We start from the raw sequence: 13,035 nt of genomic DNA, 5'->3' as shown, positions 1-13,035 counted from the left end.
GGTGTGCTTTTATTTATAGGAGGGAGGCGCTGTCTGTCGACAAGGAATAAGGTAAATCTGTTTCTGCATAGTCTTTATTTGGCGGCACAATACCAAGCTGGAAGTCGATGGTGCAGCCTTTTATAAGTACGTCATGCTTTAAAAATAGCTTGTTGTAAATTTCATTGTTGACAGTAACCTGATGAACAAAATTAAATTGTGGCAGGTTGAATGCAGTTGAAATTTCGATTTTTTGTCATTTGGTAGATGTATTGTAACCTCATCAAAAATCGGCATTCCAATTACATATTCCCCTGTACCAGGGCAGATAGGATAAAAGCCCATACTGCTAAAAATAAACCAGCCAGACATACTGCCATTATCTTCATCACCAGGATAGCCAGTTGGACTACTAGAGAATAACTGGGTCATTAATTGTTTTAATAAAACTTGAGACGAAGCGGGATCACCAGCATAGGTAAATAAATAAGGTAGATGAAAACTTGGCTGATTGGATATGGCAACTTGGCCAAAATCAATTGCAGCCATTTCGCTCATTTCATGTATTTCCAATCGATAGCCTTTGGTATCAAAAATCGGCTCTTGATTGCACAGATCTACTAATTTGTTTCGAAAAGGTTCTTTTCCACCATAAGCATTTATTAATCCAGCGAAGTCGTGAAAAACAGCAAAGCTGCTTTGCCAAGCGCTTCCTTCTGCATAATCCTGCCCCCAGCTAAAGGAATTAAAGGGTTCTTCTACCTTGCCTTGTTTATCTTTGGCACGCATAAATCCCGTTTCTTTATGGAAGATATTGCGGTAATTATAAGCGCGCTTTTCGAAGGTCTTCCTTAGATCATCCTGTCCTAATTTTTTGGCTACTCTGCTTATGCAGAAATCACTATATGCGTAATCAAGTGTATGGTTTACACTTTCATGATGGCTGGAAGGAATGTAGCCATATGTATCATAATCTTCGATTCCTTGTCGGCCGTAGGTTCGCTTTGAACTTACGGTAGAAGCAGTTTTCACCATTGCTTCAAACAACTCAGGAATGATATCAAGAGCAATTCCTTTTTGCGACGCATCTGCAATAACAGCATCGATTAACGTACCCGGCATAAGTCCACGTTCATCGGGAGACAGCCATTTAGGGAGAAATCCCGTTTCTTTATAACTATTCAGAAAGCCTCTCAGCATTTCTTCATATTCTTCTGGAATAAGAAGAGAATAGAAAGGATAGACGGTTCGGAATGTGTCCCAAAAGCCGTTATTTGTATACAGGACACCAGGTTTTACACTTTTGCTTGTTGTATCATAATGAATCGGCTCGCCCTGTTGATTTATTTCATAGAATTTTTGCGGAAAAAGAAACATCCGATACATACAGTGATAGAATGTCTTAACAGTTGAAAAATCTTTATTCTTCACTTCAATTTTATTTAAGTAATGTTCCCAAGCTTCCTCTGCCCTTTCTTTGAGAGCATTAAATGAAAAAGGCGATAGTTCTTGACTTAGATTCCATTCTGCTTGAGCACTGCTTATAAAAGAAGTGGCAAGACGAGTTTCTAGCGGTTTGTCTTCGGTTAATAAGAAGCGCATCAAAAAGTGCTGGTCTTCGCCAGTTGCTGAAAGAGCGGAAGTAAACATCTTATTCTCTTGGAAAAAGCCAGTATTAACTTGATCGATGGGATGGCTAAAGGTCATGACAAAGTACATTTTAAAATCAGAATCTTCACAGCCAGCAAAATTGGAAACATATCCAGTTAGCTTGTTTTTCTCTATATCTAGTGAAACGTTTCCTTTGCCAGGAAGATGTAGAGATAAACCAGGTAGCTTTAAATCTCTATAAGCAGAACGAAGTATGGAGCCATATGTAGTAGGAACCAATTCATTCTTAATTCGGTAGCGTGCTTGCGTTATTTGTAAATAATGTGGTTGGTATACGGAACTTTCAGGTCGATAGGAACTTTGATTATGGTAAATATCGTCATGGTGAACGGCGCCTGAAAGAGGTGTTAATAATAAATGAGAGAAATCCCCCATCCATGGACTCGGCTGATGAGTTAACCGAAAGCCTTGAAAAACCCGATCACGCGGATGAAAAAACCAACTTCCATTTGTATGTTTCGTTTGCGGAACAAAGAAATTCATGCCAAAGGGAAAGCCTGTATAGGGAAGTGTATTCCCGTTTGAATAGCTATGTTGATTTTCTGTCCCTTGTCTTGTATCAATTAATTCTAGCATAGACACCGCTCCTTAATTAGTGGATTCTCTAATGATCATTTCAATAGGAATGACGACAGAATGAATTGCTTCTTTGTTTTCAATTAATTGAATAAGTTGTTCAGCTGCTTGATATCCGATCTCCTCGAAGCTTTGGGCAATTGTGGTTAATGCTGGGTCGACAAGTTCAGCTGCTTGAATATTATCAAAGCCAATAATCGAAAAGTCTTTAGGAACTTGATAGCCGTATCTTTTGATTTCTTTCATTAAATGAATTGCATTAATATCGTTTTCCGCTATCAGTCCTGTAATTTCTTCTTCCTTTAGCTGATGGATAAAAGCGCTGTTGTCCTCAGCTGAGAGCACTACTTTTGAACCATGATACGCGATATTCGCTTCGTGTATAGCTTTTAAATAGCCTAAATACCTTTCTCGAATAGTGGAACTTCTCTCTAAATTTTGTGTAGCATAAAAGACGATTTTCTTATGTCCTTGGTTAATTAAATGCTGTGCTGCTAGATAACCACCTTGCATATTATCAGAGGTAATAAAAGGAAATGGGATGCTTTCGATTTTCTTATCGAGTACCACTACCGGAAATTTCTCGAGATATAAGGTATAAAGAATATCTAAATGCGATGTTCCAGCCTCTGGATAAAGGAGAAGACCCGCATACATAGACGATATTTTTTTGGCATCAAGCTGGCTTAAGTAAGCATTTGTCTGGATTTGCACTGTATAGGGTGTGTTCGCGATAAAGCGACTAATGCCTTGTGCATAATCTCCTAGTCCCGGATTATTGGGAAAAGGAAGAATAAACAGAATAACATGGGAAGGAGACGGTTTTTGTTCGGCAACAAAGCTTCCTCTTCCTTGGATTCGTTCGATTAGCTCCTTGTTTTCCAGCTCGGTTAAAGCTCTCTTTGAAGTGATGCGGCTGACGTTGTATTGCTTAGAAATTTCTAATTCTGTCGGTACTTGATCACCTGGCTTTAAATGACCGGCTTGGATTTGTGCTAGTATGTCAGTGACAATTTTTTGATAAAGTGGTTCTTTTTTCATCATAAACTCCTTAAATGATATATCAAATTTATTATAACATGAAAATGCTTTCCGTAAATAGTAAAGCTAAGTAAATTTTATGAAGATAAATAGGAGAGAAGTTATATCCATTGATAGACAAACAATTTTTCATTAAATTAAGAAAAAGAAACACTAGACAATAAAGACGATTGAAATTAAAATGAGTTTAAATGATATATCAAATATGAGAGGGGTTAAAAAATGTCATATCAAAAAACAACGATGTCTTCGGTAAAAGAATTTATGAAAAGGATTACAGAAAAATGTGGGGATGAACATGCGGATTGGGCCGTTAATTTCAATACTTGCTTTGCCAATACATTAGAAACAACAGTTGAAAAGCTGGAGGATGGAACTACTTTTCTCCTTACAGGGGATATACCAGCGATGTGGCTGCGAGATTCCACTGCACAGGTAAGACCATATTTAGTATTGGCTGAAAGGGACGAAGAAATGGCTAATATGATTGCCGGTCTTATTGAACGACAATGTCAGTATATTTGTTTAGATCCTTATGCGAACGCTTTCAATAAAGAAGCGAATGGGGCAGGACATCAAACCGATTTAACGACAATGAATCCATGGATATGGGAAAGAAAGTATGAAATTGATTCACTGTGTTATCCAATCCAGCTTAGTTATTTGTTCTGGAAGGCAACAGGGAGAACAGATCATTTTAATCAGTCGTTTCAGGAAGCGGTCCAAAAAATAATCGAGGTATGGATGATAGAGCAAGATCATACGAATTCCTCCTATACATTTGAAAGAGTGACTGATCGACAAGAGGATACGTTAATAAACAAAGGGAGAGGGGCAGAAGTAGTGCCTACTGGAATGACCTGGTCAGGATTTAGACCAAGTGATGATGCTTGTACATATGGTTATTTAGTGCCTTCGAATATGTTTGCTAGTGTAGTTCTAGGTTATCTAATCGAGATTTATGAAGATGTTTTGAAGATAACGGAGCAAGTTCCTGCCTTTCAAAAACTCAAAGAGGAGATAGAAAAGGGGATTGAGGAGTTTGCTGTTGTACGCAATCAAAACGGTGAAGAAATTTATGCCTATGAAGTAGATGGAAAAGGCAACTTTACAATTATGGATGATTCCAATATACCTAATCTATTATCTGCCCCGTATCTTGGATATGTGGAGGAAAATGATGAAAGATACCGAGCAACACGCCAGACAATACTTAGTGAAGAGAATCCTTACTTTTATAAAGGGAAATATGCGGAAGGGATTGGCAGCTCCCATACACCGGAAAATTATATTTGGCCGATTGCTCTTGCGATGGAAGGTCTAACGACAGAGGATAAAAAGGAGAAAGAAAGAATACTAGACTTACTAGTAGCCTGTGATGGAGGAACACATTTAATGCATGAAGGCTTTGATGTGGATAATCCTACTCAATATACGAGAGAGTGGTTTTCTTGGGCAAATATGATGTTTTGCGAACTAGTAATGGATTACTTTGATATTCGAGTAAAGAAAAAATAAATGACAGGACAGTAAAGGAACTAGAGAGGAGTAGCTGAAGATGAAAAAAGTGTATATAGTATCCCATAGTCATTGGGATCGAGAATGGTATTTGCCTTTTGAACAGCATCGCATGCGATTGGTTCAGCTCATCGATGATTTATTAGAGTTGTTTGACACAGACCCTCATTTTAATAGTTTTCATTTAGATGGGCAGACAATTATTCTCGATGATTATTTGGAGATAAAGCCGCAAAACGAATGGAAGCTCAAAAAATATATTCAAGAAGGAAAATTAAAAATTGGTCCCTTCTATATTCTGCAAGATGATTTTTTAATTAGTAGTGAAGCAAATGTACGAAATATTTTAATTGGATTGCAAGAATGCCAAAAATGGGGAGCACCAGTTAAGTTAGGCTATTTCCCAGATACATTTGGGAATATGGGGCAGGCACCACAAATTCTTAAACAGTCTGGTATGGATGTGGCGGCGTTTGGGCGCGGGGTTAAACCTACGGGGGTTAATAATATTGTTATCAATGATGATCAATATAGTTCACCATATTCAGAAATGTGGTGGGAAGGCCCTGATAAATCCACTATTTTAGGCATTCTTTTTGCCAATTGGTATAGTAATGGGAATGAAATTCCTGTGGATGAAGTGGAAGCAAAGCAATTTTGGGATCAGAAATTAAAGGATGCCCTTCAATATGCATCTACAGATCATCTATTGTTTATGAATGGCTGTGATCATCAGCCAGTTCAAAAGAATATTACAGCTGCCATTGAAGCTGCCAATAATCTATATCCTGACATAACCTTCATTCATAGTAGTTTTGATGAGTATATGAAAATAATAAAACAAGACATTCCTGAAAATTTACATACAGTGAAAGGAGAATTAACTAGTCAGGAGACAGATGGCTGGTATACTTTAGCAAATACCGCTTCCTCTAGAGTATATCTGAAACAAAGAAATACAGATGTTAGTAGATTGTTAGAAAATATTGCGGAACCATTGGCTGCAATGGCCTATCAAAAGGACGGAAAATATCCCCATGAAATGTTTCAGTTTGCATGGAAACAATTGATGCAAAACCATCCCCATGACAGTATTTGCGGCTGCAGTGTGGATGAGGTGCATCGTGAAATGATGACTCGCTTTCATAAAGCAGAGGAAGTAGGTCAATTTATAAAAACAGAAGCTTTAACTATGCTTGCAGAACAAATTGACACGAGTGAATTTCCAGCTGGAAGCCGCCCTTTTATTGTCTTTAATACTGCTGGCAGTACAAAAACAGGTTTGGTTGAAATAGAGATAGAGTGGAAAAGGCTTCCCTTTTCGAGCGGACGTCCAGATGAATTGTATCGCAAGCTAAAAGCCGAAGAGTTTCCAGCAATGAAAGTAATCGATAAAGAGGGAGTGGAAGTTCCAGCAAGGGTTATCTATACAGATATCCGGTTTGGATATGATCTTCCAGAGGATCGTTTTCGTCAGCCGTTTATCGGTGCTTATGTGACTGTTGAGCTCCCATTAAACGAAATGAGTCCATTATCATGGCAAACCTATGCGTTGATAGAAGGAGAATCTCAGCAGCAAGAACACAAAAAAATTGTTCAGCAGCAAGGGCATCTTTTAGAAAATAACCATTTAAAGGTGCAAATAGAACAAAATGGTACATTGACTGTTTTGGATAAAGGAACAAATAGTATATACACAAACTTCCTCACTTTTGAGAATACGGGCGATGTTGGCAATGAGTATATTTACAAAATGCCAAAAGGAGATCAGCCCATTTTATCATCAGCAGGAAAAGCAGAGGTGGAGGTTATCGGTGATACTTTTGCATATGGAGAAGTGCTTTTAACACAAACAATGCTGATTCCAAAATCAGCAGATGAAAGGTTATTGGAAGAGCAGAAAGGGCTAATTGAATTTCGAGGCCGTCATGCAGGTCGTTCGAACAAGCTGGAAACATTGGAGCTGAAAACAAAAATAAGATTAGAGCGAAACAGTAATCAGCTTTTATTCGAAACATCATTTGCTAACCAAATGAAGGACCATCGCATACGAGTGCTCTTTCCAACAGGCATTCATGTAGAGGAGCATGAAGCAGACAGTATTTTCGAAGTAGTGAAGCGAGCAAATAAGGTAAGTTCCAACTGGGAAAATCCAACTAACCCACAGCATCAGCATGCATTCGTTAATTTACATGATGAGAATAGAGGGGTGACTGTTGCGAATTATGGACTGAATGAATATGAAATCATGGAAGATACTATTGCCATTACTTTGCTTCGAGCGGTTGGGGAATTAGGAGATTGGGGTTACTTCCCAACTCCAGAAGCTCAGTGCCAAGGAAATCAAGCAGTGAAATTTGCCGTAGGATTTCACGATAGCACGAACAAGCTGGAATCCTATCATGCAGCAATTAACTTTCAAATTCCTTTTTCTAGTGTGCAAACAGATATCCATAAAGGTGCATATCCGTCCATATATGAATTTATTCAATTGGACGGAAAAGCTTTTCGACTAACAGCATTTAAGCGGAGAGAAAACAGCAAAGAAATAGTTCTTCGAGGATACAATTTAACGGACGAAAAACAGCCTTTAACGGTGAAATATAATGGGAAATACCCAAGGAAATCTAATTTATTGGAAGAAATGAACGGAGAAATGTTCGATTCCAATCAAATGAACGAAGCGGAGATTTGTACATTTATATGGGAGTAATTTAGCAGTGAAAAACAAGGGGGGGAACACTCCTTGTTTTTTTATATAGGTTTCTTAAAAAGCTTGTCTTTGGATAGGGTTATGAAATATAGTACCAACTAGCCAAGTATTAATGTTTTAGACATTTTCAGATATAGTCCTTATGTTATAATTATATATCATCTTGGTTGGTGAAAGGAGTGTTGGTAATGAACACGAAAACAAATTTTCTCATTTTTTTATTGGCGGTAAGCTGTGGAGCTGTAGTAGCTAATATATATTATACCCAACCGATTATTCAATTTATTTCTACTGATTTACATATTGCTTCAAATATCTCTGGGCTGTTAACGACTTTAACGCAAATTGGATATGGTGCTGGCTTGTTTTTCTTAGTTCCCTTGGCAGATCTTTATAAAAGTAAACGAATCATTGTCTTGTTAATAGGGCTAACCATTCTTTCTTTAATTGGTGCTTTATTTTCGACAAATGGGATGATCTTTTTATTTGTTGTTACATTCATCGGGATTGGAGCAAGTGCTGCTCAAATGTTAGTGCCATTAACGATGAAAATTGTCCCTAAAGAACAAGCTGGGAATTATATCGGTAAAGTAATGAGTGGGCTTTTTATTGGAATTATGGTGGCGCGACCATTTTCAATCGCCGTTACTGACTGGCTTGGCTGGCGGATGGTCTTTCTTTTTTCTTGCCTTATATTAGTTACTATTTTGCTATTATTATTAAAATTTTTACCAGATTTTGAATTAGAATCTAATCTTGGCATAACGTATCCTGCTTTATTGCGCTCGATGTTAAGTGTCCTAAAAGAAACGCAGCCTCTCCAACAAAGGGCATTTTACCATGCTTGTATCTTTGCTACCTTTAGTCTGTATTGGACAGTTTTGCCCATCTTATTAAGATCCGAGTCCTTGCATTTTACTAATAACGAAATTGCCCTATTTGGCTTTGTTGCCATTGCGGGTGCATTGTTAACCCCATATATTGGAAAGTTAGGGGATAAGGGATATATTTACTCCATGACGAATGTATCAATGGTTCTAGTAGTTGTTTCGATTTTTCTTTTATTTTTTGTAAAAGATCATTCTATCTTAAGTATTGCACTTATTGTAATCTCTGGGATTATACTAGATATCGGTGTATCAGGAAATATGCTGTTAGGTCAAAAGGTTATTTTTAGCTTAAACCCGGCCATTCGAAATAGATTAAATGGGTTATATATGACCATTTTCTTCTTAGGAGGAGCGTTTGGATCATGGATCGGAAGCTATAGTTATTATCAATTCAGTCCGAATACGGCATTGCTTTTGGCGATAGCTTTTCCAATGCTAGCTCTCCTTGTTCATCTGAAAAAAGGAAAAAAAATATTATCTGAAGCCATGGGCTAAAGAGTAATCTAAAGAATGAAAGCATCCTTTTTGGGATATTTTTCATTCTTTTTTTATTGCTTTTACGGGTATATCTTCTATATGTCACTTCCATTCTTTTTCTGATTATTATTGCTGAATTACTAAATACTAAGCTTATTACTATTATATGGGAGGTATGATGATGAGCAGCAAGGAAAGAGAATATGATAAGAAAGTACTTCATTTAGAAAGCTTAAAGGAATTAAAAGATAGGAAGTTTCAGAAACTAGATGATTCAACGGGCAAGTGGACATTAAAAGAAATCAATGAACAAGTCATCGTAATTACAGGAGCTTCTAGTGGAATTGGACTTGTCACAGCGAGGATGGCTGCTTCTAAAGGAGCAAAGCTTGTGCTAGCAGCACGAAATGAGAATGCCTTGGAAAAACTGACTGCTGAGTTAAAAGAACAAGGAGCTTCCGTCGTTTATGTAAAGGCTGATGTGGGAAAAGAACAAGACGTTAAAAAAATTGCCGAGACAGCGCAAGAAACATTCGGGGGATTTGATACTTGGGTTAATAATGCAGGAGTGACGATATACGGATATGCCATGGATGTAAGCATTGAGGACATGAAACGAATGCATGATACTAACTATTGGGGTGTTGTCTACGGTACAAGGATTGCGATTAACCATTTCAAAGAGCGAGGGAATGCTGGTGCTCTAATTAATATAGGGAGCCTGTTCGGGGATAGAGGAACACTTATCCAGTCGACATATGCACCTTCGAAATTCGCTGTCCATGGCTGGACTGAAAGCATTCGAATGGAAGCGGAAAAGGAACAAATTCCTGTATCTATTACTTTGATTCATCCCGGAAGAATAGATACGCCATATGCTGAACATGCTAGAAGTTATTTGGATAAGCAGCCCACTCATAAAGGAATGATTTATCCTCCTGACGCTGTAGCAGAGGCAATATTATATGCGGCAGAAAATCCAATGAGAGATATGTATGTTGGTTCTCAAGCAAAATTATTAAATCTATTAGGTACATTATTACCACGATTTACAGACAAGTTAATGGAGAAATGGATTCCACCCACTCAATATAAAGATCAACCATCTAACAATCGTGAAAACAGTAATTTATATCAGCCAGGATATGGTTTACATGAAAGAGGAACTAATCAGGGATGGATTCGTTCTCGAAGTATGTACGTGAAAATGAGCAAGCATCCTATTCTTACAGCTGCTGCTGCCGTCAGTATTGGGATTATTTTTTTGACTAAAGGGAAAAAATCAAAGTAATAAGAAGCAGAATACTTGTTTTTCCTCTGTGAATGATGATGGAGTTTAGAAAGGAGAGTCAGAGATGCCGACCAATTCAATCGTACCTTCAGAAAAAGGATTAGATAAAACCATTTCCTTATTAAAGGAAGGATATCTTTTTATTAATAACAGAATGGATAAATTTAATTCTGATATATTCACAGTACGTTTATTAGGACAAGATGTGATATGTATAAGAGGAGAAGAGGCTGTAAAGATATTCTACGACTCCGAGAAATTTCAGCGCAATGGAGCAGCACCTAATCGGATTCAGCAATCATTATTTGGAAAGAATGCGGTTCAAACGATGGATGATGAAAAACATCTTCACAGAAAACTTCTATTTATGTCCTTGTTGACTCCTGAACATCAACAAAAGCTTGCGAATCTTACAACAGTCTATTTGGAAGAAGCAATAAAACAGTGGGAACAAAGGGATCAAATTGTTTTATTTGATGAAATAAAGAATATTTTATGTAAAGTTGCCTGTCAATGGGCAGGAGTACCTCTCGCGGAAGAAGAAATATCAGAGCGTGCTGATGATTTTATTGCGATGGTGTACGCATTTGGCGCCTTGGGCCCCGAGCACTGGAAAGGCAGAATAGCTCGTAATCGAGCTGAGCGGTGGATTAAACAAGTGATCGAAGTAGTTCGTGAGGGCAAACTGGAAACAGAACAAGGAACTGCCTTACATGAAATGGCTTTTTATAAGAAAATCGATGGAGCAAGGCTTGATCCGGAAATGGCGGCAATTGAGTTAATAAATGTGCTAAGACCAATCGTTGCGATTGCCACTTTCATTACATTTTCTGCTTTAGCTTTCCATGAATATAAAGAAGAAAGAGAAAAGCTTCGCACAGCTGATGACCGACATCTCGATATGTTTGTCCATGAAGTAAGGCGATATTATCCGTTTGGCCCTTTTCTTGGAGCTCGTGTCCGAACTAATTTTATGTGGAAGAACCAAGAATTTAAAGAAGGAACTTTAGTCTTATTAGATATTTATGGAACTAATCATGATGCACGTTTATGGGAAAATCCGAATCAATTTAATCCAGGTCGATTTGAAAATTGGCAAGGAGGATTGTATGATTTTATTCCCCATGGCGGTGGAGATCCAGCCAAAGGGCATCGATGTCCCGGAGAAGGAGTTACAGTCGAATTAATGAAGGTTGTTTTGCGAACTCTCGCAACGAAAATGGACTATAATGTACCAAATCAAGCTTTACATTATGACTTAAGTGAGATGCCAACATTGCCGAAGAGTGGATTTATTATGAGCAATATTAAAAAACGATAAGTAAATAAAGAGAGCTTGGCCTATTTATATAAGGCCAAGTTTTTTATTGTTTTTTTCTATGGATGAAAAATATGTCGAAGTACTCCTGTTATTTGAAAAAAATTGGTGAATTTTCTCATATATTTTCTAATAAATGGTACATTAGCGCTATAATTGTAATATCAATACGGAGAAATGGAAATAACAAGAGAGAAGGGAGAAATAATGGTTGGTGAAAGAATAAGGCAACTACGTATCCATAAACAGCTGACGCAAAAGGAATTAACGGAAGGGATTTGTTCTATCACTTATTTAAGCCGGATTGAAAATGGGCAAATCAATCCATCGCCAGAATTTTTAAGAAAAGTGTCCAAAAGACTGGGTTATGATTTAACAGAATTGAGTAGTCCGAATAGAGATGAAAAAACATTAGAGATCGTGGAAAAATATAAAAAAAGCGGAAAAATTACAGATGAAGACCTTTCTTATCTTCATATTCAAACATTAGAGTTAAACTCTACCAAAATAAATCTGAACCTTTATGGAGTTTTATTGAGATATTATACGACAAAAGGAGAAATAGAGCAGGCTAGGAGTATTTATAGCTTATCTAAACGATTTATTTCAGGTGAAATTAATGAAGGTTTAGAGGGAGAATACTTTTATTACTATCTCTCTTGTGGTAACTTCTTTTATTATCTTCAGGATTTTAATTTTTCAGTCCATTATTACACTAAAGCAGATCATTTATTAAAAGACAGGGATAGTTTAGATGCTGCGAAACTTTATTATAATCTTAGTTTGATTAAGCAAAGAACACACGCCAATCAAGAAATTAGTATGTATTACTCTAATAAGGCATATGAGATATTTGAAAAAAAGAAGGAAAAAGAATATATCATTACTGCTTTAATTACATTGGGGGTTCAATATCAGCTAAATAATGATTTAGATAATTCAATGGAATGTTTAAAAAAGGCAGAACATATTATCATGGAGAATAAAGAGCTTGAGAAACTTTCAAGTTTTAAAGGGATGATACAACATAATATTGGGAGAGTTTATGAGAGAAAAAAGGAATATCAGTTAGCAATAAAATACTATTTAAAGAGTATTAATATTTTTGAACAACCTTCACTAGATTTGCAAATTGTTCACCCGTTGAGAAGGTTAGTAGAAATCCACATAGAGTTAAAAGATTGGGTACTTGTGGATGAGTATTTAGAAAAGGCCCTTTCGATAACAGAAAAATTTCAGCTTAAGCATGATTATATTTTATTATGTTTATTAAGGTTATCGGTTAAGAAACTGCAAGGTAATGAAACTGCATATGAAAAGGGAATGCAAAAAATGCTAGACTCTGCAATTGAATTACATCAAGGTATTTTGATTAAACGAATAACAAAAGAACTGGGGAATCATTATTACGATAAAAAGGCATATAAGAAAGCAGCAGATTATTTAATGAAAGCATTAGAATATGAGGAATAATTGAAGTAGTAGGTATGTATAGTAAAATTTTAATAGAAAAAAATCTATTAAATGATAGAAAAAACAGTAGAATTTTACCTATTTTTAT

At 36.7% G+C, this 13,035-nt stretch carries 8 protein-coding genes; 6 read left to right on the top strand and 2 right to left on the bottom strand.

Translation table 11 applies throughout. The annotated features are described in order from the left end of the window. Positions 1 to 138: 138 nt before the first annotated feature. Positions 139 to 2,226, bottom strand: a complete 2,088-nt coding sequence (locus tag C2I06_RS14600; RefSeq protein WP_338134259.1) for a GH92 family glycosyl hydrolase — start codon at positions 2,224 to 2,226, stop codon at positions 139 to 141. 12 nt (positions 2,227 to 2,238) lie between these two features. Then, the gene (locus tag C2I06_RS14595; protein ID WP_095329837.1) at positions 2,239 to 3,267 is read right to left on the bottom strand and encodes a GntR family transcriptional regulator; all 1,029 of its coding nucleotides are present in this window, start codon (positions 3,265 to 3,267) and stop codon (positions 2,239 to 2,241) included. 222 nt (positions 3,268 to 3,489) lie between these two features. On the opposite strand from C2I06_RS14595, the gene C2I06_RS14590 reads away from it, so the two are divergent. From C2I06_RS14590 to C2I06_RS14565, 6 genes are all read left to right on the top strand, one after another. Beyond that, a complete protein-coding gene (locus C2I06_RS14590) occupies positions 3,490 to 4,785 on the top strand; it encodes a glycoside hydrolase family 125 protein (protein WP_123258304.1) in 1,296 nt (431 codons plus the stop codon). Between the two features lie 40 nt (positions 4,786 to 4,825). Continuing rightward, positions 4,826 to 7,498, top strand: a complete 2,673-nt coding sequence (locus C2I06_RS14585; RefSeq protein ID WP_123258303.1) for an alpha-mannosidase — start codon at positions 4,826 to 4,828, stop codon at positions 7,496 to 7,498. A gap of 188 nt (positions 7,499 to 7,686) precedes the next feature. After that, positions 7,687 to 8,883 carry an MFS transporter gene (locus C2I06_RS14580; RefSeq protein WP_095329840.1) on the top strand — a complete coding sequence of 399 codons (1,197 nt, stop codon included), beginning with the start codon at positions 7,687 to 7,689 and terminating at the stop codon, positions 8,881 to 8,883. Positions 8,884 to 9,046: 163 nt separating this feature from the next. Beyond that, positions 9,047 to 10,156: an SDR family oxidoreductase gene (locus tag C2I06_RS14575; protein ID WP_095329841.1), complete on the top strand. Its 1,110-nt coding sequence runs from the start codon at positions 9,047 to 9,049 to the stop codon at positions 10,154 to 10,156. 64 nt (positions 10,157 to 10,220) lie between these two features. Next, a complete protein-coding gene (locus C2I06_RS14570) occupies positions 10,221 to 11,477 on the top strand; it encodes a CYP152 family fatty-acid peroxygenase CypC (protein ID WP_123258302.1) in 1,257 nt (418 codons plus the stop codon). A gap of 174 nt (positions 11,478 to 11,651) precedes the next feature. Then, the gene (locus C2I06_RS14565; protein WP_123258301.1) at positions 11,652 to 12,947 is read left to right on the top strand and encodes a helix-turn-helix domain-containing protein; all 1,296 of its coding nucleotides are present in this window, start codon (positions 11,652 to 11,654) and stop codon (positions 12,945 to 12,947) included. The last annotated feature ends 88 nt before the right edge of the window (positions 12,948 to 13,035 follow it).

Origin of the sequence: Niallia circulans (assembly GCF_003726095.1) — a bacterium.
In the GTDB taxonomy this organism is placed as follows: domain Bacteria; phylum Bacillota; class Bacilli; order Bacillales; family Cytobacillaceae; genus Niallia; species Niallia circulans_A.
Note: the sequence above shows the minus strand (reverse complement) of the source record. Positions and strands in the feature narration are given on the sequence as shown.